This window comes from Dyella nitratireducens (assembly GCF_014642835.1).
Lineage (GTDB): Bacteria > Pseudomonadota > Gammaproteobacteria > Xanthomonadales > Rhodanobacteraceae > Dyella_B > Dyella_B nitratireducens.
In genome coordinates, this window is the sequence record NZ_BMJA01000003.1 from 404,300 (window position 1) to 428,216 (window position 23,917).

The following is a 23,917-nucleotide window of genomic DNA, read 5'->3' on the forward strand; positions in this document are numbered from 1 at the left end:
CCCGGTAAAAAGCGCTGTTGCTGGCCGCCTCGACTCCCCTGACTACAAAATCAAGTCGAAGCTGGCATGTGTGGGTCTGTTTATACGTGCTCCGGTCGAGCCGAAGCTTCATGGGTCAAACGGCATCGGGTATGTGGAAGATAGGTACGTTCCTCCGGTCTGGTTGTCAGAACATCGCCTTCCCGTCGATGCACCAAAAAGGGATGCCTGCAAGCAGGCGTTCCCGTCACTCCTGCACAGCTTGTTGTGGGGCGTGATTCATCAGCCAGCTCGCCGCGCCGATCACGCCCAATTGCGCGTGATCCACCACATGCACAGGTACGGTCTGCTGGAACGGACGCATCACTCCCTTGTCCAGAAAACGGCTGACGAAGCTGCTCTTCGCCATGAAACCGGTCATGCGCGACAGGAAGCCACCCGCAACGTAGATGCCCCCCGTGGCACCGTAAAGCATGGCCAGGTCGCCTGCAAAGGAACCCAGCCATCCACAGAACAGTTGCAAGGTTTCCACCGCTTGCGCATTCGTACCGTCGCATGCTGCGGCGGTGATGGCGGCAGGTTCGTGACATTCACACGGCACGCCATCCAGGCGGCACACTGCTTGATACAAACGCAGCAAACCAGGACCTGACAATACCGAGTCGTAAGGAATATGCGTATCAGGCGCCACCAGTTCGCCGAGCACAGTTTGCTCCCGCCCAACGCGTGCCGCCAGTTGAATATGGCCGGCTTCCGTAGCCAGCACCTGCGGAGGTGAGCCGGGCAACCGCACCGCTACACCCAGGCCCGTGCCGGGTCCGACGACGACCACCGGACCTTCCTCGGCTTGCTTGTTGCGGCGGGGATCGTGCAGCGTGACCGCACTGGCAGGATCCAGATAAGCGGTGCCGTAAGCGAGCGCTTCGAAATCGTTGAGCACTTTCACTTCGCTCAACGCCAGCGTCTTTTCCAGATCAGCCGGAACGATGGGCCAACGCAAATTGTTGTTGACCACTTCGCCTTCGTGCAGGAACCCTGCGCACGCCAGCGCAAGGCGCTGCGGCTCTACCGAGAATGCATCGCAAAAAGCGCGCACGATCGCATCGAAGCTGGAAAAATCCGCACACTTGTACACGCGATACGCGAGCGTGGCGGGAACGCCCTGCCCTGGTTGAAAAGCAATCAGGCCGATGCGTGCATGCGTACCGCCGACGTCGGCGGCGAGGAAAACTTCTTGGTTGCCAGGCGATGAGTTCACGAGTGCCGACGATACGGTTTCGCTGTGTGAAGCAGCGTCAGCAAGGAATGCTTCCGAGGAACTACTGTGCGCAGCGCTGTAGCTCTTATAATTGCCATCGTCACGCACGATGCCACCCCGCGCCGAAAATCGGTCGAGTCGTGATGAATTTATGCAGTTGAACTGCAACCCTCATATCTCCCCCGGCACCTACCCTTTCGGGTCATTCATATACGAACGTCCAGTTCATATATATCTGATAGTGAGCTTATACGCCCTGTTTAGATCGTGGCAAGTCGCGACGCAACAGAATGCAAACATTCGTAACAATTTACGTACCCTTGAATGATCAGGCAGGCCTCAGAGCTGCCCCGGATCGAGCACCACGTGGGCAATGCGCAGCCGCTTCCACGTATAAGTAATGTGTATCCGGCCATCTCCTGCCTGGATCACGGCCGGGTAGGAGAACTCGGCGCCGGAGCTCTGTTCCAGCGTAAGTACCTGTTTCCAATGCTCTCCATCGGGTGAGACGGCCACGGCGAGCGTGCCGCGGCCATTCCACCAATCCTTGCCGTGCACGGTCGGGTTGTAGACCAGACAGGCGCGGCCGTCGGCGAGCATCACCGCATCGATGCCAGAGTTGGGGTTGGGCAGGTCCAGCAGCTTCAGCTCGGACCAGGTATGCCCGCCATCGGCGGACCAGGTGGTGAACAGGTGATTTTGCTTGGTACGTCCGATCGCCTGCAGCTTGCCGTTGCGCCATGGCAACAGGCTAGGTTGGATAGCCTCGATCGCATGGGGATTGGGGACGGGCTGGCTCTGTTGCCAGGTCGCTCCGCCGTCGCTGGAAAGCTCGAAATGAATCGTCCAGCGCCCCAACTCCGTGCTCGATGGGGCGACGATGCTGCCGTCGGTGAGTTGCACCGGCTTGTCTTTGATCGGGCCAAGCAAACCATCCGGCAGAGCATGCGCTTGGGACCAATGCGCGCCGTTGTCGGTAGACGTCTTGAGCAAGCCGTGCCAGTGCTGTGGATCTGGCCCGACTTTGTAGAACAGCATCAGGGGTCCTTGGTGCGGAAGAAACAGCACCGGGTTCCAGGTGGGTTCGCGGTGCCCATCCGGTTGTACACCGTTGGCCACTTCGACTGGCGTGGTCCAGTGACCATGTATTTGCCGCGATAACCAGATGCCGACACTGGGGTCGCGCTCTTGTTTGCCGCCGAACCAGGCGGTGACGAGGCCGGCAGGTGTTTCGACGATAGTGGAGGCGTGGCTTTGTTTGGTGGGCGGTGTCGTGGCGATGAATTCGCGTAGCACGATGGGGTTGTTGTCTGCCATGGCTAGGGTCGGCACACCGAGCAACAAAATAAGTACACGGCATGCTTGTGGCAAATGACGGGCTGTTTGCTTTGGAGAAAACAAATATCGAAACATCACTCAATGCCCTCATCGTGCCTCATCGTCATTCACTCAGACGTCTTTACGTCCGGCATCGACCAGATCGACTGCCTTACACCACGCACCACCGCCTGCTTCGGCGTCTTCAAATCAAACACCACCACGGTGTTGTCGCCCTGCTGCAACCATGGCGCCGGTAAATAGAGCGAACGCTGCGGGCCGATATCCCAGATACGCCCGAGGTTGTGGCTGTTGACCCACACAAAGCCTTTGCCGAACGCAGTTACGTCCAGAAACGTATCGGCCAACGCCGCCAAGGTGAAGTGACCGCGATGAAACGCAGGCCCTTCTACAGCTTGCGTGGTCCAACCACGAATGGCATCCGCTGAGGTCATCGGCAATGGGTACACCTGCCAACCATGCAGTGCCTTGCCGTCGAGCATCACTGGATCAACGAGTCCTGCGCGGCCATCCGCAAGATGCGGTCCGTAGTTGATACGCCCGGTGTTCTCCACCAACACGTCCAGCGTGTGCTCACCCGCATCGATGGTGACAGGCAAGCTCACCTGCTTGAGCCGCCGATCCACCGTGCCCACCAGTTTGTGGTCAACGTAGATCGATGCGTAGTCGCGCACGTCACCCAGATAAAGCTGCCCTTGAATGGCCCCGCTGACTTGCGTGCGATAAAGGATGTAGCCGTAGGCCTGGCCGAACTGCTCCATGGATTGTGGCTGGTCTACGGTGATCGGTTCCGGCAGGTTGTCCCACAGCGATGCCGATTCGCTCAGCGTAACCGCGGGTACGTCCATGAACGGCGTAGGTGCGGGCAACGGTGGCGGCGTGATACCGGTGGCTTTGGCGATCACGGCACGAAACGTCGCGAATTTCGGTTTTGGCCGGCCGGCTTCGTCCAGCGGCGCGTCATAGTCGTAACTGGTGGTTTGCGGCGCGTAATGATCGCTGGGATTGCCCTGGAAATTGGCGCCATTCATGAAGCCGAAGGTGGTGCCGCCTTCGAACACGAAAACGTTGAGCGAATAGCCCTGGCTCAACATCCACGCCAGTTCCTTGGCTTGCACGGTCGCATCCGTGTGCGCGTGCGGTTCACCCCAGTGATCGAACCAGCCGGCCCAGTATTCGCCAGCCATTCGTGGTTGATCGGGACGAAATGCCTCAAGCGTTTTGAATGCGCTCTTCGCTTCGCCAGTGTTGAAATTCACCACGGCAAGCACGCCGGGCAGCGTGTCGTTGCGCAGTTCATCGGCGCCGTCGGAGGTAAACAGGATATCGGTGCCCAGACCGGCGCGAACCAGCGCCTGGTGAATGTCTTCCATGTACACGCGGTCATCGCCGTATGAGCCGTACTCGTTCTCCACCTGCACGGCGACGATCGGACCGCCGTGCGCCGCCATCAGCGGCGACAACTCCCGGCCCAAACGCTGAAAATAACGATCTACAGCTTTGAGATATGTCGGGTCCTGCGTGCGCACATGCAGATGTGGATCGGCGAACAGCCAGGCAGGAAAGCCGCCCGCTTCCCATTCGGCGCATACATAAGGGCCCGGGCGCAGGATCACGTCGAGCCCTTGGGCCTGTGCCATGCGCACGAATGCGGCGACGTCATTGTCGCCGCTGAAATCGAACTGTCCTGGTTTGGGCTCGACCAGATTCCAGTACACGTACGTAGTGATGGCATTCAAGCCCATCGCGCGTGCTTTTTGCAGGTGGTCCTGCCAGTAGGCACGTGGGATGCGTTGGAAATCCATCGAGCCGGAGATGATCTGGTGCGGCTTGCCGGCACGAATGAAATGGCTGCCTTCGATGGTGATGGGCGTTTTCGCCTGGAGTGGCGTGCTCAGTAGAAAGGTGGCGCCAAGCAAGCATGCTGCAAACCATGCGTTCGCTTTCATCGTGGCAATGCCTCGCGTCCGTCGATGACAAACTGTGCCGTTACCCCTTCGCTGTAACCAGGCTGGCCACCACCGACAAACAGACGGTAATGTCCTGCCATCACCGCACGCTGCCCCAGGGCATCGACATGGCTTAATGGCCGCGGTGCCAGTTCAAACGTCACACGCCGGCTTTCTTTCGCACGCAAATGCACGCGCTGAAAGCCAACCAGCGCATGACGCGGCGCCAGCGCATCATCCGGCGCATCGAGATACACCTGCACCACTTCGTCACCATCGCGATCGCCATCGTTACGCACCAGGGCGCTCACAGTGAGCGTCTTGCCGGCATCGAGCTTGGTGGTCGAGAGTTGCGGCTGTGCATAGGCGAAGTGCGTATAGCTCAAGCCGTAACCGAACGGATAAAGCGGGGTGCCCGTGAAGTAGCGATAAGTGCGCTCCTTCATCGCATAGCTCACAAACGGCGGCAAGTCGCGCGTGGAACGATAGAAAGTCACTGGCAGGCGCCCACCTGGGTTGTAATCGCCAGCCAATACCCGCGCCACGGCACGACCACCCTCTTCACCCGGATACCACGCTGCCACGACGGCGCTGGCGTGCTCTTTCGCCCAGTTCAACGCGACGGCACTGCCCGACATCAGCACGACGATCAGTGGCTTGCCACCGGCAGCTGCGCGTTCAAGCATGGCTTGCTGCGATGGCGGCAAACCGATATCGGTGCGATCACCGCCGTTGAAGCCGGGCACGTCGACCTTCAGCTCCTCGCCTTCCACGTCCGGCGACAGACCGATGAAGGCAACAGTGGCATCGGCATCACGCACGGCTGCTTCCGCTTTGGCCAACTGAGCCTGTTCTGGCGCCAGCCACTGCAAGCGTATGCCCTGGTCCTGGCCGCTATGCACGTACTCAAGACGGATCGTATGCGAACGCGTATCGGCAACATGCAGCACGGTCTGCATAGATGAGTCGTCACCGTTATCGTCGAGCACCTCGCGGCCATCGACATACAGGTGCACCGGATCGTGCTGCTTGTTGCAGTCGAAACAACGGTCCACATGCAACGCCAAGGTGTAATCGCCTGCGCCAGGCGGCAACCATTCGCCAGTCCATCGCACGGCATAACGACCATCATGCTGACCATCGATCGGCGTTACCTGATCCCAATCGAAGTCGACCACGCGATCCGTTCGCGTCAAGGCGGGCTTGCCGTTGAAATCGGCATGATCGAAATATTCGCCGGTGAGGCCGGTGCTTCCGCTTGCCGTATGCAGCGCGGTTTCGGGAATCGTGATCGGCACGCCTTCCGCAATGGGTGCGCCTTGCGCATAGCGAATGTGATCGGCGCCGAAGCGCTCGCGCAGACCAGCAAGCGGTGTTACCGGCGCACGTGCAGTGCCGTGATAATTGGCTTCCAGCGTCTCCAGCGTATCGGCATTGGGACCGATCACGGCAAGGCGTGTACCGGATTGCAACGGCAGCGTGTTGTTTTCATTCTTCAACAGCACGATGGATTCCAGTGCCGCCAGCAGGGCCAGCTGCCGATGCTTGGAGCTATCGACCTGATCCATGCCGATGCCATCGTACGGACTCTTGTCGTCACCCCATTCGCCTAGGCGATAACGCGCGGTAAACAACCGCGTAAGTGCCGTATCGATGACCGATTCCTGCAGGTAGCCCTTGTTCACGGCTTCGAGCAGGTCGGCATACGCATTGCCGCAATCCAGATCCGTACCGGCCTGGATCGATGCCGCAGACGATTGCGCGTTGTCCGGCTTGAAATAATGGAACTTGGTCATGTCGTCGACCGCATCGCAGTCGGACACGACAAAGCCTTTGAAACCCCAGTCGCGACGCAGCCGTGTCGCCAGCAGATCGTTATCCGCGCATACCGGCGTGCCATGGAGCGCGTTATAGGCGCACATCACCGAATCAGCGTGGCCTTCCGTGACGGCAGCGCGAAACGCCGGCAGGTACGTGGCTTCCAGATCATGCGGCGATACATCCACATCGAAACCATGCCTGCCCGCTTCCGGCCCGCTGTGCACGACAAAGTGCTTGGGCGTGGCGATGGCGCGCGGATGGTCGGGATCGTCGCCCTGGATGCCATGAATGAAATGGACGGCGAGCTGGCCAGTGAGGAAAGGATCCTCGCCATAGGTTTCCTGTCCCCTGCCCCAGCGTGGGTCGCGGAAGATATTGATGTTGGGCGACCAGATAGTGAGCCCGTCGTAGCGCGCATGATCGCGGCCGGCACCGATGGCGTTGAACTTGGCGCGCGCCTCGGTGGAGACGGTGGTACCGACCTGTTGTAGCAGTTGCGTATCCCAACTGGCGGCGAGGCCGATGGCTTGCGGGAAAACGGTCGCGTAACCGTTACGCGCGATACCGTGGAGACCTTCGCTCCACCAGTCGTAGGCGGCAATATGAAGGCGCGGGATGGCTGGGGCGCCGCTTTGTACTTGAGCGACTTTTTCGGGCAGCGTCATCTTGGCGACGAGTGTGACCGCTTTGGAGTCAACACTCGTGTTCTGAGCAACGGCGCTCGCTGCCGTGAGCAGAAGGCCGACCATTGCGGCAAGACGCGGCAGCTTTATATGCATGGTTGAAAGCCTGCTCCGTTGTCCTCTACACCTTCATGTCAATGAAGGCCAATCGTAGGTTGGGGTGTAAACCCCAACATGATCGTATGAATCGAGATGGCGATGTTGGGGTTTACACCCCAACCTACGAGTGAATTCAACGCTCAACCACCGGCAACTCATCCCACACCTTGGGATCCTCCGCGCCCAATACCCAGGAGCAGAACCCTTCCAGATCGTATTGCTTCACCAGCGCATAGCGGTCGCGAAAACTGTGCGCGTCGGGCATGAACACCCACTCGCGCATATCGTCGCGATAGAAGTAGTACCAGGACTCGTGCTCCACCGGATCCCATTGCACGACGGCTTTTTGTTCCTGCGCCAATGGAATCGATTCGTCTGCATCGATGTAGGTGGCCGAGATATTGGACGCTTCGCTGCCGTCCTCACGCACCGGATTGCCGGTGTACCAGCGATAGCCATACAGCGCGATGCCGAGCGAAAGCTTCTGCTTCGGCACCAAGGTCAACGCGTACTTCAGCTGATCGAGCATCCACGGCATGGCATCGACGGGACCTGGCGTGGTCCAACGGGTATGCTGATCGTAAGTCATCAGGCAGATGAGATCGGCGTATTTGCCAAGCGCAGCCAGGTCATAAGCGCCACGCCAGTACTGCCACATCCATTTGGAGAACGGACCTTCACCCGCATGCCCAGGCCCATTGGGTACCACGGCGATGGACAGCGTCAGGCCGTGCTTGTGCAAGGCCTCCGCCGTCTGCTTCACCAACAAGGTGTAGGCATCGCGATCCGTCCAGGAGATGCTTTCAAAGTCGAACTGGTAGCCGGCATAACCATGCTCGGCCGCCTGTTGCAGCATCGACTCGATCAGGTGTTGCTTGGCGGTCTCGTCATGCAGCAGATCGTGGAAGCCCTTGCGTCCAGCCGACATGGACATGATCGGTGTCACCGGCAAACGATGCTGCTTGGCCAGATCAAGCACGTAGTTGTCCGGACCGCCGTTCACCAAGCCCTCTGCGTCCACCTGGTACCAGGTGGGCACCAGCAAGCCGATCTTGTCGATATGCGCGGTGAAGGAGTTGGTCGACTTCTGCGTGCTCATCAAATAGAACAACGCTGTCGGCTGTTTTGCATAAGCCACGCTGCATGCCAGTGCCGCAGCGAGAAAGCAGACAAGCTTTTTCATATTACTTGGCCAGTTCAATACGATAGACGTAGGCGTAGTCGCCTGCCGGTTGTGCCGGCAGCGTCAGATGCAGACCATCCGCCTGCTGCTGCCAGGCGATGCTCTTACCATTGGCGAGCAGGCTTACCGCGCGCACATGGTCGTCGGGCTTGATCGAATGGATCACCGCCGTGCCATCTTGCGGCCAGCCCAACTCGGTGGCGTAGAGCATGCCGTCCTTGGTGGTAAAGCGGAAATCCTCAGCGGTATACGGCTTGGTCTTGGTGTCCTGGAACGTGCCGCCAACGACTTCGGTGGGACCTTCACCGAAGGTGCGCCATGGCGTGGTGCCATAAATGGCGTCGCCATTGGCCTTCAGCCAGCCGCCCATGGCAAGCAGGATTTTCTGTGCATCTTCAGGGATGGTGCCGTCCGCACGCGGCCCGATATTGAGCAGCAGATTGCCATTCTTGCTGACCACATCCACCAGCAGGTGGATCAACTCTTGCGGCGACTTGTAGGTATCGCCCTTGATGTAGCCCCAGGAGGTATTGCTGATGGAGGTATCGGTTTGCCAATGCGCCTGCTGGATGCCGGTCAGCTGTCCGCGCTCGATATCCAACGTGCCGGCGTTTTCGGCGAAATCGCCTTGTTTGTAATTGACCACCACCCCGCCGCGCTTCGCACCTTCGTTGTAGTAATACGACAGCATCTTCGGCAACGTGTTGCGGAAGGTGGGATGCCCGATCCACCAATCGAAATACAGGACATCCGGGTGGTAGTCATCGATCAGTTCGGCCGTACGCGCCAGCCAGTCATCCAGCCAGGCCTGCGAGACATAGGTCCAGTCGTTGTAGAGGTCCTCGTCCTTCTTGGCCAGATGTGCTTCGGCGGGACCATAAAGGCCCGCATAGCGCGGATCGTTGACGTCGGAATCGAACTTGCGGCCGCCATCGAAGAACCAGTCATGTTCGGCGCGATGCGATGACACGCCGAAATGCATGCCTTCCGCGCGAACGGCTTTCTCCAGCTCGCCGATCACGTCGCGATGCGGCCCCATCTTTACCGCCGTCCATTCCGACAGCTGCGAGTTGTACATGGCGAAACCGTCGTGATGCTCTGCCACCGGGATGACGTAACGCGCGCCGGCTTCCTTGAACAATTTGGCCCATGCCTGCGGATCGAAATGCTCCGCCTTGAACATGGGAATGAAATCCTTGTAGCCGAACTTCGACTGCGGACCATACGTAGCTACGTGGTGCGCATAATCGGGCATGTTCTGCTGATACATGTTGCGCGAGTACCACTCGCTGCCGAAAGCCGGCACCGAATACACGCCCCAGTGAATAAAAATGCCGAACTTGGCATCGTCATACCACTGCGGTGCGCTGTACTGCTGCAGCGAAACCCAGTCAGCACGAAACGGCCCGTCGTTCATATGCTGTGCGACGCGAGCAAGTATGGCCTTGCGTTGCGGCTCGAATTGGGCGGTGGCCTTCTGCCAGGCCAAGTCGGCTTGCGCGGGAGAAAGGGTCTTGGCCGTCGGTGCCGTTGGCGACTGCTGCGCCGTGGCGATGCCTGCCATGCAGGCCAACGCAATGCCAAGATGGAACAAAGACCGTTTCATGCTGCACCCTCTCCCGATGTGGTTTGAACGGCTCATCATGCCAGCAACACACATGATGACAAGTTCCTTTAAAGCATCCATGTCCCGGAAGGGACAGGGAGCTGGAATAAAAAAAACCGATCGCGGCAGTAAGGGGAAGATAGCTGTCCGCGATCGGTACTGCGAAAACTTAAAGCTTGAAGTTCACCCCCAGCGAGAACGTGCGACCGTTCTTGTACATGCCGATCGGCGCGTACTTCACGCCGTTGTACCAGTAGTAGGTGGAATCCAGCAGGTTGGTGGCGCTGGCCGTCACACCCATCCAGTTGTTGACCTGGTAGCCAAGCGTGAAATCAAGTTCCTTGTACGCATCGGCAAATACTTCCGAATCCAGACGACCGATCTGGGTGAAGTAGGCCGAGCGGCGGCTGTAGTTGAGGCGCGCCGACCACGGACCATGCTCGTAGTACGGGATGACGTTGATCGTGTCTCGCGACAGATACGGCATGTTGTAGCCGTTGGTGGTGTTGGCATGCGCATAGGTAAAGTTGGTCTGCACGCCGAAGCCCAGGCCGAGCTCTTGCTGGTACAGCAGCGAGATGCCGCGAACATCCGCATTGGCTGCGTTGATCGGCGTGCTCACGCTGTAAGTCGCCGTCTGGCCGGTGGTCACGTCATACAACTGCTGGTCGGCGGTTTTGGTGATGATGTAGGTGCCGATGTGGCGATAGAAAAACTCGCTCGAGAGCAGGCTGGTCGGCGCGAAATACCATTCAGCGGAGAAATCGAAGTTGGTCGACTGGTAAGGCCGCAAGTTCGGATTGCCACCGCTTGCCGTGTGCTGGCTGTCGTCGATGCTGTAGGCGCCGGCCAGATCGGAATAACGCGGACGTGCGATGACCTTGGATGCGGAGAAGCGCAAGATCTTGTCACTATCCAGATCATAGATCAGGTTGAAGCTGGGCAACGGCCGCTTGAACGAGGAAGCGGTGGTGGCAGGCGAATAAGTGCTGCCGCCATTGATGCTGTTCCAGTAGTACGAGGTATCCCTGGTGTCGATGTAGCGCACGCCGAAGTTGCCGCGCAGTCCGATGTCGCTCTTGAAGTTGAGCTGCGCATACAGATCCTTGGTCACTTCCTTCACGTTGAACGATGAACCGTAATCGATGTGATACGCGCCTTGCGGCAGTGACTTCAGATAGCTCTGTACGTCGCCGAGATCGGCGGTATACCAGTTAGTGAGATTGCCGCTGGCGCCAAGACCCTCGAACAGGCCGTTGGGCGTGCCGCCTGGATTGAATTGGGTCAGCAGAATGTCGCTGGTGGCGTAGATCGAGTTGCCGTAGGCGTTCGTGTTGTTGTCGTGATCAAGATACTTGGCGCCCAGCAGCACCTCGTTGATCGGACCCCAATCCAGGTCGCGTGTGGCATCGAACTGCGCATACTTTTCGCGATCGCCCGTTTTCTCGTAGTAAATGCCGCCGGCCTGCTGTCCGGACTTCAGGCCCCAATTGCTGGCACTCGCATTGTCGTAATTGACGGCCGTGTTCACGCCGTTATAGGCAAAGTCGTAGCCGCCTGATTGCAGCAAATACTTCATCAGGTACTCGGGATCCTTGCCGCCGCTGGCGCTGGTGTAGCCCAGCTGGCTTTCGAAGGTCCACTTGTCGCCGTAGTAGTCGTGCTTGAGATTTAGGCTCTTGGTATCGACATGGGTGACGCGATAGTTCGCGTCCAGCTCAGCGTACGGCTGGCCGTTGCCGGTGTTGGGGGAAACGGTTGCCGACGTGATGTAGCCATTGTTCACGTTGAGCGCCGTGATCTTGTTGAGATCGCCACAGCCGGGGCATACGTATTCCGACTCGCTGTAGTTGTTGTACGTGCCCTTGATGTAAAGGCCGGTGAGGTTGAATTCGTTCTTGTCGTTCGGCCGCCACTCCAACGCTGTCTGCAGGCCATTGCGCTCGCGCGTCTGCTGGAAGTACGAGCTATTGATGCCCACCGGCAACTTGGCCGTCGCCACGTTGCCGCTGCCGGTGACGGCAGCCGTGCTGGGAATACCACTGCCGGTGGTGTAGCCGAAGAACTCGATACCGGCGCGCGAGAGGTTTTCCTTGTCATGCGTGACCGAGACCAACGCCCCGAAGGTATCGCTGCTGTTTTTCCAGCTATACAGCACCGACCCACGTGGATTGCCCTGCCCCGAACGGTCGTTGTAGTTGTAGCCCGCCGAGCCGCGTAGCGTGTTGGCCGGCAAGTCCAGCGGCTTGCGGGTCTTGATGATCACCGTGCCGCCAATGCTGCCTTCGTCGATGCGCGCTTCCGGCGACTTGTACACCTCCATCGTGTCGATGATTTCCGGCGACAGCAGTGTGTAGTTGAAGGTGCGTCCGCTGGTGTCGGTCGGATTGCCGCCCCAGTCGCCGGAAGCGATGGTCTGCCCGTTGAGCAGTACGCGGTTCAGCGCCGGATCGGTGCCGTTGATGCTTACTTTTTCGCCTTCGCCGAACTGGCGGTCCACCGTGATGCCCGGCAAGTGCGCCAGCGATTCGGCGGCATTGGTATCGGGAAACTTGCCGATATCCACCGCACTGATGGCGTCCACGATGGCGCCCGCTTCACGCTTGATGTTCAGCGCCTTGTCCAGGCTCCCGCGATAACTGGTGACGGTTACCGTCTGCAGCGTCTTGGTGTCTCTTTTCTGGCCCTGCTGCTGCGACGACGTATTGTCATGGGTGTTCTGGGCCGCATCCTGCGCATGAAGTCCAACACTCAACCCACAAAGAATGCTTAAGGTCAAAACCGACCTGCGAAATGCCATACCTTTACTCTCCCCGAGCTTAAGTACTTCTGCTTGTTGATCCAGGCGTTCGAGTGCCCCCGAAATGCTCTCAGCGGCCTGGTGTGAAAACTGCACCGTTACGATCGATGCAGGCTGCGCGCTCGTCTCCCGTACGAGCATCGCTATGCGTGTCGACGTGCCAACCGGCTGCGCCCATCACGCCGTGATGACTGTGGTGCATCACGCGAATCGGAATGTTTTGCAAAAACGGACGCATCACGCCCTTGTCGAGAAAGCGCTCGAGCAAGGGGCTGCTGCGCAGAAATTCGGTCATCTGAAAAAGAAAACCACCGGCGAGATAAATACCGCCGGTGGCGCCGTAGAGCATGGCAAGGTCCGCCGCGAACGAACCAAGCCAGCCACAGAACAAAGTGAGCGCTTCGTGCGCCATCTCGTCGCCACCGGCGATGGCGGCGGCGGTTACCGCAGATGGCTGATGCAACGAGGGATAGCGATCATGGATGGCGCACAGGGCGGTGTAGATGCGATGCAGGCCTGGGCCTGACAGCACCATCTCGTACGAGACATGCGCATCCGGCTGTGCAAGATGCGCCAATACGCGTTGCTCCCAGCCGATGCGCACAGCCAGTTGCGTATGGCCTGCTTCGGTGGCGATGACACGCGAAGGCTTTCCCGGCAGCCATACGGCTGCACCCAGGCCAGTACCTGGCCCCACAACGACCACCGGACCGGCATGAGCGTTGTGCGCCGTCGGCGCTTTCAGCACGGCGGCATCATTCGCAGCGCCATGGCCGACGGCATAAGCAAGCGCCTGCAGATCGTTGAGAAACCAGACGTGATCGAAGCGCAGTTGCTCCTTCATCCGCTGCAACAGCACCGGCCAGGCGAGGTTCTTGTTGATCACCGAACCGGCATGCACGTAGCCGGCGCAAGCGAGCACCAGCTCGCGCGGTTGCACGTCGAGCTCGAAACAGAAGCAACGGATGATGTCTTCCAGATGCGGGTGATCCGCACAGGAATAGCTGCGGTATGCGGCCATGTGCGGCAATTGGCCGGGGGCTCGCGTCATCAAGGCGAGCCGGGCGTGAGTACCGCCGATATCGGCGGCTAGAAAACTGCCATCGCAGTTATTTGCGGATGCCGCACGGCGCAAAACCACCTGCTCGTTGGTCGGTGAAGCCGGCAATAGCGCGGTCGCGGCCATCTTGATCAACCCTCGCAGCCACGTGCCAGGACGGCGCTTTTACCCCGCCTTTCTCTCGGAAATCGCATAGGACGGCCCTTCTCCCGCTTCCCGCTTGAACACGCCTGGCGACCCCTCACCCGTTGCATGTTCATTAGCAAAATGGAATTTCATATATGTTTTAGATCGAGCGAAATCCAATTGCAACAACTTTTTTCGATTGGCTCACCAGGACAAGTTCGGCACATATGAATCCATTGTTTATATATACACAGCAAAAGAGATGCGCGATGATGGGCGGATAAGGGCACGGCCAGGCAGGAAAATCGCCTCGCCGTGGGGTGGTCCAGCAAGTCATCGTGAGGACGAATGGCGGCATCAACGACCAAGCCGGATCTGGATCAAGCCAGCACTCGGAAACCTGCATGGCTGGCTTCACAGCTGTCGTTTGGCGGCGCACCGGTCGGCAATCTGTACGCATCGGTGGACGATGCTTCTGCCGCCGCCACCATCACGCATGCCTGGCAACGCGGTATCCGGCACTTCGATACCGCGCCCTACTACGGCTACGGCCTGAGCGAAAGCAGGCTAGGCGCGGCATTGCGCGGCGTGCCACGCGAAAGCTTCACCTTGTCGACCAAGGTGGGACGCCTGATCGAAGACGATGCACAACAGACCAGCCATACCGATGGTTTTATCGTCGATGGCCACCGCGCACGCTTCGATTACAGCCGCGACGGCGTGCTGCGTTCTTTCGAAGCAAGCCTGCAACGTCTGGGCACGGATCACATCGACGTGCTGCTGCTGCATGACGTCGGTGCACTCACGCATGGCGAACACCACGCTGCCATCCTGCGCCAGGCGCTGGAAGAAGCATTGCCGGCGATGGCGGAATTGCGCACGCAAGGCGCATGCAGTGCGATCGGCATCGGCGTGAACGAAGAAGCGGTGTGCCTGGAGGTGATGCCGCGCTTTCCGCTCGACGTGATCATGCTGGCCGGGCGCTACACCTTGTTCGAGCAGCAAGACAGCCAGAACGTGATGGCGCAAGCGCAAGCACGCGGCGTGGCGGTACTGGCAGCAGGGCCCTACAACTCCGGCCTGCTTGGCGGCGCGCAAGGCCCGGGCAAGTTCTACAACTATGCGCTTGCCGATGATGTGGTCGTGGCGCGCGCGCAACGTTTCTACGATGTGCTCGCGCGCACGCATACCGACGTGGGCGCCGCGGCCTTGCAGTTTCCGCTGGCACATCCAGCCGTAGCGAGCGTGGTATGCGGATTGCGCTCGATCGAAGAAGTCGACCAGGCTGCTGCACGCATGCAAGCTTCCATTCCAGCCGAGGCATGGCGCACGTTGCGCGACGCCGGCCTGTTGCAGGAGAGCGTGCCGACGCCATGATCATCGTCGACGCCCATCAGCATTACTGGCAGCCTGCCCGCGGCGATTACGGCTGGCTCGGGCAGGCACCGGCGATGCTGCAACGGGCATTTCTGCCGCGCGATCTTTGTGCACAGCGTGCCGCGGCGGGCGTGCAATTCAGCGTATTGATCCAGGCGGCGCCTACCGAAGAAGAAACGCGCTATCTGTTCGATCTCGCGCACCAAGATCCTGGCATCGTGGGCGTGGTCGGCTGGGTCGATATGGAAGCGAACGACGTGGGCGCGCATATCGATGCGCTGATTCACGACGGCAAAGGTCTCTTGCGCGGATTGCGCCCGATGGCGCAGGACCTCGCCGATCCGGACTGGCTGGCCAGACCCTCGCTCGATCGCGCCTTCGACTGCATCCAGGATGCGGGCCTCAGCTTCGATGCACTGGTCGACATGCGCCACCTCCCTGCCCTGTTGCGCAGGCTGCAACGACACCCGCAGTTGAACGTCGTGCTCGATCATGCCGGCAAGCCGGCGATCGGTGATGGGCGCTTCGATCAATGGACGTGCTGGATCGATGAGTTGTCCCAGCATCCGCAGTTGCATTGCAAGCTTTCCGGCCTGCTTACGCTGCTTGGCGAGCCGGTGCATGAAGATGCCATCGAGCCCTATGTTGCCGACCTGTTCTCGCACTTCGGTCGCGAACGCCTGATGTGGGGCAGCGACTGGCCGGTGTTGACCACGCGCGCCGATTACGCGCATTGGTTGCACGTCGCCATGATCTTGGCCGAGCGCTACGCCAGCGGATCGCAGGCGGAGGTCTTCGCCGCGAATGCCGTGCGTTTTTATGCGCTGGATATCGATCTTACATCTCACGAAAAAACCTTGAATCGTCGTCCCGGCGAAAGCCGGGACCCAGCGACTTTGCTCGCGAATCAAAACAAGGAGAAAAACTCATGAGCGGCCGCCTCTCAGGCAAATACGCATTGATCACCGCCGCAGGCGCCGGCATCGGCCACGCCACCGCCCTCGCCTTCGCCAAGGAAGGTGCAAAGGTGCTGGCGACCGACATCAACGCCGATGCACTGGCCAGCCTTGCCGCCGAGCATTCGTCGATCACCACCCGCACACTCGACGTGACGCAACCGGAACAAATCCAGAAGCTGGTCGGCGACAGCGCACCCTTCGACGTACTGTTCAATTGCGCCGGCTACGTGCACGCGGGCACCATCCTGGACACCGACGATGCGAGCTGGCGCCGCTCGTTTGCGATCAACGTCGACAGCATGTTCCACCTGTGCAAAGCCGTGCTGCCCAGCATGCTTGAGCGCAGCAAGGGCAGCATCATCAACATGTCTTCGGTGGCTTCCAGCATCAAGGGCGTGCCGAATCGCTTCGCGTACACCGCCACGAAAGCAGCCGTGATCGGCCTTACCCGCTCGATTGCCGCGGATTACGTCACGCGCGGGGTGCGCTGCAATGCGATCTGCCCCGGCACGGTGAAAACGCCATCGCTGGGCGATCGCGTACGCGCACTGGCTGGCGATGAAGATACCAACTGGCGCAGCTTCGTTCAGCGCCAGCCGATGGGCCGCCTCGGCGAACCCGAAGAAATCGCCGCGTTGGCGTTGTATCTCGCCTCCGACGAATCGTCTTTCACTACCGGCACCGTGCACATCGTGGACGGCGGCTGGTCCAACTGATTCAAGAGAAACGCCATGAAACTCGTACGCTATGGCACGGCCGGTAAGGAAAAGCCCGGCCTTATCGACAAAGACGGCGCGCTGCGCGATCTGTCTGCCGTTGTCACTGACATCGATGCGCAAGTGCTCGGCCGCGAAGGCCGCGCACGCCTTGCCGCGATCGATCCGCAAAGCTTGCCGCTGGTCGCCGGTGAACAGCGCTACGGCGCGCCGGTGTCGCATGTGAGCAAGTTCATCTGCGTGGGTTTGAATTACAGCGAGCACGCGGCGGAAACCGGCGCGCCGATTCCGGAACAGCCGATTCTCTTCATGAAGGCCACCAGCGCCCTCAACGGTCCCAACGACGACGTGATCATTCCGCACCGCTCGGTGAAAACCGACTGGGAGGTTGAACTGGGCGTGGTGATCGGCGAGACCGCACGCAGCGTCAGCGTGGAGAACGCATTGGCGCACGTGGCCGGCTACGTGGTGGTGAACGATCTTTCCGAGCGCGAGTTCCAGCTCGAACACGGTGGCCAGTGGGTGAAAGGCAAAAGCTGCGACACCTTCGGCCCGATCGGCCCGTGGCTGGTCACCACCGACGACGTGCCCGATCCACAAAACCTCGACCTTTGGCTGGAGGTGAACGGGCATCGCTACCAGAACGGCAACACGCGCACGATGATTTTCGGCGTGGCGCAATTGGTGAGCTACATCAGCCGTTACATGACGCTGCTGCCCGGTGACGTGATCAGCACAGGTACCCCTTCGGGTGTTGGCCTGGGCCTGAAGCCGCCGGTATACCTGCGCCCCGGCGACGTGATCGAACTGGGCATCGACGGACTCGGCACGCAACGCCAGCGCGTCCACGCGCATCCGAATGACCGATGACATTGCGTGACCGCACCCAACCCACACTTACTGGATGCAAGGACAGCCACTCGATGACCAAGATCACGGCGCTGGATACTTACGACGTTCGCTTTCCTACTTCGCGCGAACTGGACGGCTCGGATGCCATGAACCCCGATCCGGACTATTCCGCGGCGTACGTCGTCATGCGCACGGATCAGCCCGGCCTGGCTGGCTATGGCCTGGCTTTCACCATCGGCCGCGGCAACGACGTGCAGAAGGCGGCGATCGATGCGCTGGCTGATCATGTCGTCGGTCTTGACCTGCACGACGTTATCAACGACCTCGGCGGCTTTTCGATGCGCATGGTTGGCGACTCGCAACTACGCTGGCTAGGCCCTGAAAAAGGCGTGATGCACATGGCGATCGGTGCCGTGGTCAATGCGGCGTGGGATCTTGCCGCGCGCGTGGCAGGCAAGCCGCTGTGGCGCTTCATCGCCGACATGACGCCGGAGCAACTCGTCGCGACCATCGATTTTCGCTATCTCACCGACGCACTGACGCCGGAAGAAGCACTCACCATGCTGTACGCCGCCGCGCCCGGCAAAACCAAACGCATCGAGCAATTGCTGGCGGAAGGCTACCCCGCCTACACCACCTCGCCCGGATGGCTCGGCTATTCCGACGAAAAAATGCAGCGCCTGGCGCGCGAAGCTGTTGCCGCGGGCTTTCGCACCATCAAGCTCAAGGTGGGCATGAACGTGGAAGACGACGTGCGCCGCTGCCATCTCGCGCGCGCTACGGTGGGGCCGGATATCGCTATTGCCGTCGACGCGAACCAGCGTTGGAACGTGCCCGATGCCATCGCCTGGCTGCGCCGGCTGTCGGATGTGGGCCTGGAGTGGGTGGAAGAACCCACCAGTCCGGACGACGTGCTCGGTCACGCCACCATCCGCCGCGCCGTGGCGCCCGTGCCGATTTCGACCGGCGAGCACACGCAGAATCGTGTGATCTTCAAGCAGTTGTTCCAGGCTGGTGCGGTGGATCTGGTGCAGATCGATGCGGCGCGCGTGGGCGGCGTGAACGAAAACCTGGCGATTCTGCTGCTGGCGGCCAAGTTCGGCGTACGCGTGTATCCGCATGCCGGCGGTGTCGGCCTGTGCGAGCTGGTGCAGCACCTGGCGATGGCCGATTTCGTGGCGATCACCGGCAAGAAGGAGGATCGCGCCATCGAATTCGTCGATCATCTGCACCAGCATTTCGTTGACCCGGTCATGATCCGCAACGGGTGTTATATAGCGCCTTCCGCACCGGGCTTTTCCGCGCAGATGCATACCGAGACACTGGCGCAGTATCGTTTTCCGGATGGCCCTGTCTGGTGTGAATCGCTGGACGCTGCGACTGCCCCATGACAACACCGATCACCAACGTTGCCGATCTGCGCGAACTCGCTAGGCGCCGCGTGCCGCGTGCCTTCTTCGAATACGCCGATCGCGGCTCATACGATGAAGTCACGCTGCGCACCAACCGTGCTGCGTTCGAACGTATCGCCTTTCGGCAACGGGTGATGAGCAATGTCGATAACCGTTCGCTGGCCACTGACATCATCGGCCAGCCGGTATCGATGCCACTGGCGATCGCTCCCACCGGACTCACCGGGCTGCAACACGGTGGCGGTGAAATCCTCGGTGCGCGTGCGGCCGAGAAAGCCGGCATCCCCTTCTGCCTGAGCACCATGTCGATCTGCTCGATCGAGCAGGTGCGTGCTGCGGTGGAAAAGCCGTTCTGGTTCCAGGTCTACGTGATGCGCGACCGCGGCTTCACCCGTGACCTGATCCAGCGCGCCAAGGACGCGGGATGTTCCGCGCTGATGCTCACCGCCGATCTCACCGTGCAGGGCCAGCGTCATCGCGAAATCAAGAACGGCCTGTCGGTACCGCCCAGGATCACCTTGCGCAACATCTTCGACATGGCCAGCAAGCCACGTTGGGCATGGAGCATGCTGCGTGCACCGAGCCGCTCCTTCGGCAACCTGCAAGGCCGTATCCAGAACACCGACAGCCTCACGACGTTGGCGCAATGGATCGCCAACCAATTCGACCCTACGCTCGAGTGGAAAGACCTGGAATGGATTCGCGAGATCTGGCCCGGCAAGCTGATCATCAAAGGCATTCTCGATCCGCGTGATGCGCGTGTGGCGGCATCGCTCGGTGTTGATGCCATCGTCGTGTCCAATCACGGCGGACGCCAGCTGGACGGTGCCCCCGCAACGATCGATGTGCTGCCGTCCATCGTACAGGCCGTGGGCGATCGCATGCAGGTGCTGTTCGACAGCGGTATCCAGAGCGGGCAGGATTTGCTCAAGGCGCTTGCTTACGGCGCGCATGCCGGATTGATCGGCAAGGCGTTTCTTTATGGCCTGGGTGCGATGGGCGAAGCTGGCGTAAGCAAGACCATCGAGCTGATTCGTAAAGAGTTGAGCGTGAGCATGGCGCTGACCGGGCAGACCGATGTGCGGCGTATTACGCCAGACATCATCTGGCGCAAGCCTGGGGATGGTTTGCTCAATATCGTCAACATCGAGGATACCGGCGTTCCGTGCCGTACGTAGGTTGGGGTGCAAACCCCAACATTGCCATGCCTGCATAGAGCGGGATGTTGGGGCTTGCACCCCGACCTGGTTAGCCAAGCTCAAGCATATCCGCCGGCATCCGAAATAGCCGCCCAGGCCTGGTACGCAACAAGGCTTCCATCGTGGTGTAGCCCCAAGCCACGGCACCGAACATCATGCCTGCGTCGTTGGCCGCTTCGGCATCGCGAATTTCATCGCCCACATAGATCGCTTCCGTGTTGGCCACGCGCGTGTGCTTAAGAATGCGACGCAAGCGGTGCGATTTGCCGAACAAGCTGGTACCGCACTCGACCATGACGAAACGGCCGATCAGCGCATCGCCCAGAACGGTCGTGACGTTTTGCAGCGTATTGGACGTAGCCAGCGCCAACGGCATGTGCTTGTCCAGCAGCGCATGCAAGGCATCAACCACACCGGGAAAAGGATGAATGTCGTGAATGTGCCGCTGCAGGATGTTGCGAAAATCCGCCATCACCGCCGGGACTTTCCACGGCGGCAAACGCAGCTCGCGCAGCAATTCGCTGGCGCTCATCCCGCGCAGCTTGTGCTGTTCGTCCCACTGCACCTGCCGAAAACCATGCCGGCCTGCCAGCACGTTGACGGAATCGGCAAACACGGCATAGCTGTCGGCCAGCGTGCCGTCAAAATCGAAAATGGCGAGCTTGATGGTCATGACCAAAGAGTACACGAGCACAGCTACACGCATTCACCGAGATGCTGCCAGATAGATGTCCAGTTGTGTTTTGGCCCATTTGATCGAGCTACCGAAGTCGGGAATGGAAGGTGAAAGGATGGCGCTCCAAGCTTTCATCGACCGCGACGACTTCTCGATGCTATCGAGCGCAAGGTGGATACCGTCTGCGCGAGTTCGCAGCAACTTCCCCATTTCCACGGCAGGTACCAACCCTGGCCGCATGGTTTCGATGGCCCACCAGTCGAACAGATCACGCGACGTCAAGGTTGCCCCGCGAAAGAACAACTTCTTTGCCAGCACTTCAGATATAGGGTCAAGCGAGAATGTCGTGTCTGGCTCGAATTCAGGCGGCAGATTCAACAGCCGTGTCCGAACAATGAAATCAATTTCCCCTTCGGGGAAGCGCAGCTTCAGATAATCGGCAGCTTCATCGTAATCGCCGGCTAGCGCTTCAACATAATCATTCAAGCGTGGCGTGAGGTAGCCAATCCACTGTGCGTCGGTGAAAAACAAATCGATGTCATGGCTTATGCGATGGTTCAAGCTGAGCATGAGCCTGGTATCGCCACCAAGAAGCGGCTGAAAATCCCGACCAGTTTTTTGCGTAACATCCTTTGCAATGCGTTTGGCGATGCTCTCAAGCACGCGCCAGGAGCCTTGGGCGCGAAACCTGGCGATATCCTCGATGGAAACCTGGCTCACAGCATGTGCTCGACAGCGTGTTCCCAATCAGCCACCCGAGGCATCGAGGCACTCAGCGACTCCTGATAAAGCTGTTCGACGTGCAAGAGATCCGCCTTGGCTTCCGCTGCTGCATGAAGAATCAACTGCGGCGATAGCTCGGTGAACAGACTGCTGATCAAAGCCGCGGCATCGGGGTTATTCGACAGCGAAGCCACCGTACCTTGACGCAAGGCCAGTGCTAGCTGGTCCGTCGTGAGGAGGTTTCCCACCGGCACATTGAGGTGTGTGACGGCAAGCCGGAGCCAGTGCTGCGAATTCATAAGCGTGTGCCGCGCTGATTGACGCAACCAACCTATAGGGGGTGCGGTATTGAGTCAATAGAAAATGCTTTGGGAACAGCGAGTTACTTGACCTGCGAGGCACTGATTGGTTTACAACGCCTTTAGCGCTTCTTTCAGCGAAAAGATGCGCCCCATCATCACCCATTTCTGCCCCGGCTCGGCCCACGGCAAGCGTTGCTGATATTGATCCATCAATTGCTCCCACTCCTTCGTCCTCGCGTCGGCGTCGGCGTCAGATTCGCTCCTGGCGGAGGGCATGTGGTCATCCGCTATCTTGACCGCCATCACCAGACGATTCCCGGTGCGGAAGATTTCCATCTCCTCGATACCTGCTGCGCGGATGGACGTCACGATTTCCGGCCAGATCACACCTGGGCGATGCCAACGTTCGTACTCGGCGATGGCAGCGGCATCGTCCCTGAGATCCAGGGCGTAGTAATAGCGCTGCATCAGATCGCACTCCGTACGGTGCGGCGGCGCCAGGCAAACAAGGCGATGATGGCGAAGCTGCAAGCCGGCACCACCATCGCGTCGGACATGCTGGAACGATCGGAGACCGCGCCCATGATTGCCGTGAGCACCGCGCCACCGATGATGGTCATCACCAGCAGACCGGAGCCGAGTTTGCGTTCGTCATCGCTGCGGCCCTCCACACCCAAAGCGAAGATGGTCGGATACATCACCGACATAAAGAAACTGCACGCTGCCAGCGCGTAAGCACCGCTAATGCCGGGATGCACGACCGCGTACAAGGTAAGGACGACGTTGATGGCCGCAAACGCAAACAGCAGACGCACCGGCGCCACGTATTTCATCAAGGCGGCGCCGGCGAACCGGCCGACCATGAAACACACCAACTCCGCGGTGAGGAAATTCGCGGCCAACTTGGCCGGCGTGCCATGCATGGTCGCCTGCACGTAGCGGATGGTGTAGCTCCATACGCCCACCTGCGCACCAACATAGAAGAACTGCGCCAGCATGGCACCGATGAAAAACTTGTCGCGCAGCAGTCGGCCCATCACGCCCGAGCCTGCAGTCGGCGTTGCAGTGGCACGCGGCGCAGCGGCTTTGGGAAAACGTGTGGCAAGAATCAGCGCCGCCCAGCCCAACACCACCAGGCCAATCACCAGATACGGCCACTGCACGGCCTTGGTTTCGCTGACGTAGTACGCCACACGCTGCGCATCGCTCATCGCCGCCAGCTGTTCCGGCGTGTGTTCGACGCCGGAAAAGATGAAGTGCTGGCCGATCAGGATGCCCGCGATCGAGCCAAGCGGATTGAATGCCTGCGCCAGATTGAGCCGGCGCGTGGCGGTTTCCGGCGGACCAAGCAAGGTCACGAACGGATTGGCCGAGGTTTCCAGAAAAGCCAGGCCGCTGGCGATCACGAACAGCGCGAACAGGAACATGCCGTAGGTGGCCTTTTCGGCCGCCGGCCAGAACAACAACGCACCGATGCCATAGAGCATGAGGCCGAAGACCACCGCGCTCTTGTAGCCGAAGCGGCGCATATACATGCCGGCCGGCATGGCGATCAGGAAATAGCCGAGGTAGAACGCGCTCTGGACCAGCCCGGCCTCGAAATCGCTGAGCACGAAGGCTTTCTTGAATTGCGCGATCAGCACGTCGTTGAGATTGTTGGCGCCGCCCCACAGGAAGAACAGGCTGACGATCAGCACCAGCGGCAGCCAGATGCGGCCTGTGCCTGCATGCATCGTATCGGCGGCCGGCATGGAGGTGTCTTCTGTCACGGTTCGCGCTTCCACCTGGTTCTCCTACCT

At 59.9% G+C, this 23,917-nt stretch carries 18 protein-coding genes and 1 pseudogene; 6 read left to right on the forward strand and 13 right to left on the reverse strand.

Features of this window, described 5'->3' with window-relative positions; translation table 11 throughout:
- Positions 1-226: 226 nt before the first annotated feature.
- From IEX75_RS17630 to IEX75_RS17665, 8 genes are all read right to left on the reverse strand, one after another.
- Positions 227-1,237, reverse strand: a complete 1,011-nt coding sequence (locus tag IEX75_RS17630; protein WP_188796175.1) for a glucokinase — start codon at positions 1,235-1,237, stop codon at positions 227-229.
- A 339-nt stretch (positions 1,238-1,576) separates the two neighbouring features.
- On the reverse strand, positions 1,577-2,554 hold the full coding sequence (locus IEX75_RS17635) for a sialidase family protein (RefSeq protein ID WP_188796176.1): 978 nt from the start codon (positions 2,552-2,554) through the stop codon (positions 1,577-1,579).
- 128 nt (positions 2,555-2,682) lie between these two features.
- Positions 2,683-4,524 carry a glycoside hydrolase family 35 protein gene (locus tag IEX75_RS17640; RefSeq protein WP_188796177.1) on the reverse strand — a complete coding sequence of 614 codons (1,842 nt, stop codon included), beginning with the start codon at positions 4,522-4,524 and terminating at the stop codon, positions 2,683-2,685.
- Entirely contained in the window at positions 4,521-7,124 is a 2,604-nt protein-coding gene (locus IEX75_RS17645) for a glycoside hydrolase family 3 protein (protein ID WP_188796178.1), read from the reverse strand. Before IEX75_RS17645 ends, IEX75_RS17640 begins: the two co-directional genes overlap by 4 nt.
- A 136-nt stretch (positions 7,125-7,260) precedes the next feature.
- Positions 7,261-8,310: a glycosyl hydrolase family 18 protein gene (locus IEX75_RS17650; protein WP_188796179.1), complete on the reverse strand. Its 1,050-nt coding sequence runs from the start codon at positions 8,308-8,310 to the stop codon at positions 7,261-7,263.
- Between the two features lies 1 nt (position 8,311).
- Positions 8,312-9,916 carry an alpha-L-fucosidase gene (locus tag IEX75_RS17655; RefSeq protein ID WP_423373168.1) on the reverse strand — a complete coding sequence of 535 codons (1,605 nt, stop codon included), beginning with the start codon at positions 9,914-9,916 and terminating at the stop codon, positions 8,312-8,314.
- 169 nt (positions 9,917-10,085) lie between these two features.
- The gene (locus IEX75_RS17660; protein WP_188796181.1) at positions 10,086-12,716 is read right to left on the reverse strand and encodes a TonB-dependent receptor; all 2,631 of its coding nucleotides are present in this window, start codon (positions 12,714-12,716) and stop codon (positions 10,086-10,088) included.
- 70 nt (positions 12,717-12,786) lie between these two features.
- Positions 12,787-13,902 (reverse strand): glucokinase, encoded by a 1,116-nt coding sequence (locus IEX75_RS17665; protein WP_188796182.1) that lies wholly within the window; start codon positions 13,900-13,902, stop codon positions 12,787-12,789.
- A gap of 348 nt (positions 13,903-14,250) precedes the next feature.
- Here IEX75_RS17665 and IEX75_RS17670 point away from each other — a divergent pair, with 348 nt between their 5' ends.
- From IEX75_RS17670 to IEX75_RS17695, 6 genes and pseudogenes are all read left to right on the forward strand, one after another.
- Complete coding sequence (locus IEX75_RS17670) at positions 14,251-15,279, forward strand: aldo/keto reductase (RefSeq protein WP_188796183.1); 1,029 nt, start codon at positions 14,251-14,253, stop codon at positions 15,277-15,279.
- Positions 15,276-16,106: pseudogene (locus IEX75_RS17675) on the forward strand (amidohydrolase family protein); the annotation flags it as partial. The gene IEX75_RS17670 and the pseudogene IEX75_RS17675, both read left to right, overlap by 4 nt.
- Positions 16,107-16,207: 101 nt before the next feature.
- The gene (locus tag IEX75_RS17680; protein ID WP_188796187.1) at positions 16,208-16,954 is read left to right on the forward strand and encodes an SDR family oxidoreductase; all 747 of its coding nucleotides are present in this window, start codon (positions 16,208-16,210) and stop codon (positions 16,952-16,954) included.
- A 15-nt stretch (positions 16,955-16,969) separates the two neighbouring features.
- A complete protein-coding gene (locus tag IEX75_RS17685; protein WP_188796190.1) occupies positions 16,970-17,824 on the forward strand; it encodes a fumarylacetoacetate hydrolase family protein in 855 nt (284 codons plus the stop codon).
- A gap of 53 nt (positions 17,825-17,877) precedes the next feature.
- A complete protein-coding gene (locus tag IEX75_RS17690; RefSeq protein ID WP_188796192.1) occupies positions 17,878-19,197 on the forward strand; it encodes an L-fuconate dehydratase in 1,320 nt (439 codons plus the stop codon).
- Positions 19,194-20,396 carry an alpha-hydroxy acid oxidase gene (locus IEX75_RS17695; protein WP_188796194.1) on the forward strand — a complete coding sequence of 401 codons (1,203 nt, stop codon included), beginning with the start codon at positions 19,194-19,196 and terminating at the stop codon, positions 20,394-20,396. Before IEX75_RS17690 ends, IEX75_RS17695 begins: the two co-directional genes overlap by 4 nt.
- A 70-nt stretch (positions 20,397-20,466) precedes the next feature.
- Here IEX75_RS17695 and IEX75_RS17700 read toward each other — a convergent pair whose 3' ends face one another.
- The 5 genes from IEX75_RS17700 to fucP all read right to left on the reverse strand — a co-directional run bounded on the left by IEX75_RS17700 (position 20,467) and on the right by fucP (position 23,869).
- The gene (locus IEX75_RS17700) at positions 20,467-21,090 is read right to left on the reverse strand and encodes an HAD hydrolase-like protein (RefSeq protein WP_188796196.1); all 624 of its coding nucleotides are present in this window, start codon (positions 21,088-21,090) and stop codon (positions 20,467-20,469) included.
- 33 nt (positions 21,091-21,123) lie between these two features.
- Positions 21,124-21,813: a nucleotidyl transferase AbiEii/AbiGii toxin family protein gene (locus IEX75_RS17705; protein WP_188796198.1), complete on the reverse strand. Its 690-nt coding sequence runs from the start codon at positions 21,811-21,813 to the stop codon at positions 21,124-21,126.
- A complete protein-coding gene (locus IEX75_RS17710) occupies positions 21,810-22,115 on the reverse strand; it encodes a hypothetical protein (protein WP_188796200.1) in 306 nt (101 codons plus the stop codon). Before IEX75_RS17710 ends, IEX75_RS17705 begins: the two co-directional genes overlap by 4 nt.
- A 111-nt stretch (positions 22,116-22,226) precedes the next feature.
- Entirely contained in the window at positions 22,227-22,586 is a 360-nt protein-coding gene (locus tag IEX75_RS17715) for an L-rhamnose mutarotase (protein ID WP_188796202.1), read from the reverse strand.
- A complete protein-coding gene (gene fucP, locus IEX75_RS17720) occupies positions 22,586-23,869 on the reverse strand; it encodes an L-fucose:H+ symporter permease (protein ID WP_188796586.1) in 1,284 nt (427 codons plus the stop codon). Before fucP ends, IEX75_RS17715 begins: the two co-directional genes overlap by 1 nt.
- Positions 23,870-23,917: the final 48 nt, after the last annotated feature.

What these genes read in the sequence shown, in the direction of transcription:
- IEX75_RS17635 (WP_188796176.1), bottom strand. Translation starts at nt 2,554, where the DNA reads ATGGCAGACAACAACCCCATCGTGCTACGCGAATTCATCGCCACGACA.
- IEX75_RS17685 (WP_188796190.1), top strand. Translation starts at nt 16,970, where the DNA reads ATGAAACTCGTACGCTATGGCACGGCCGGTAAGGAAAAGCCCGGCCTT.
- IEX75_RS17690 (WP_188796192.1), top strand. Translation starts at nt 17,878, where the DNA reads ATGACCAAGATCACGGCGCTGGATACTTACGACGTTCGCTTTCCTACT.
- IEX75_RS17640 (WP_188796177.1), bottom strand. Translation starts at nt 4,524, where the DNA reads ATGAAAGCGAACGCATGGTTTGCAGCATGCTTGCTTGGCGCCACCTTT.
- IEX75_RS17700 (WP_188796196.1), bottom strand. Translation starts at nt 21,090, where the DNA reads ATGACCATCAAGCTCGCCATTTTCGATTTTGACGGCACGCTGGCCGAC.
- IEX75_RS17715 (WP_188796202.1), bottom strand. Translation starts at nt 22,586, where the DNA reads ATGCAGCGCTATTACTACGCCCTGGATCTCAGGGACGATGCCGCTGCC.
- IEX75_RS17660 (WP_188796181.1), bottom strand. Translation starts at nt 12,716, where the DNA reads ATGGCATTTCGCAGGTCGGTTTTGACCTTAAGCATTCTTTGTGGGTTG.
- IEX75_RS17650 (WP_188796179.1), bottom strand. Translation starts at nt 8,310, where the DNA reads ATGAAAAAGCTTGTCTGCTTTCTCGCTGCGGCACTGGCATGCAGCGTG.
- IEX75_RS17655 (WP_423373168.1), bottom strand. Translation starts at nt 9,916, where the DNA reads ATGAAACGGTCTTTGTTCCATCTTGGCATTGCGTTGGCCTGCATGGCA.
- IEX75_RS17695 (WP_188796194.1), top strand. Translation starts at nt 19,194, where the DNA reads ATGACAACACCGATCACCAACGTTGCCGATCTGCGCGAACTCGCTAGG.
- fucP (WP_188796586.1), bottom strand. Translation starts at nt 23,869, where the DNA reads ATGCCGGCCGCCGATACGATGCATGCAGGCACAGGCCGCATCTGGCTG.
- IEX75_RS17670 (WP_188796183.1), top strand. Translation starts at nt 14,251, where the DNA reads ATGGCGGCATCAACGACCAAGCCGGATCTGGATCAAGCCAGCACTCGG.
- IEX75_RS17680 (WP_188796187.1), top strand. Translation starts at nt 16,208, where the DNA reads ATGAGCGGCCGCCTCTCAGGCAAATACGCATTGATCACCGCCGCAGGC.
- IEX75_RS17665 (WP_188796182.1), bottom strand. Translation starts at nt 13,902, where the DNA reads ATGGCCGCGACCGCGCTATTGCCGGCTTCACCGACCAACGAGCAGGTG.
- IEX75_RS17645 (WP_188796178.1), bottom strand. Translation starts at nt 7,124, where the DNA reads ATGCATATAAAGCTGCCGCGTCTTGCCGCAATGGTCGGCCTTCTGCTC.
- IEX75_RS17710 (WP_188796200.1), bottom strand. Translation starts at nt 22,115, where the DNA reads ATGAATTCGCAGCACTGGCTCCGGCTTGCCGTCACACACCTCAATGTG.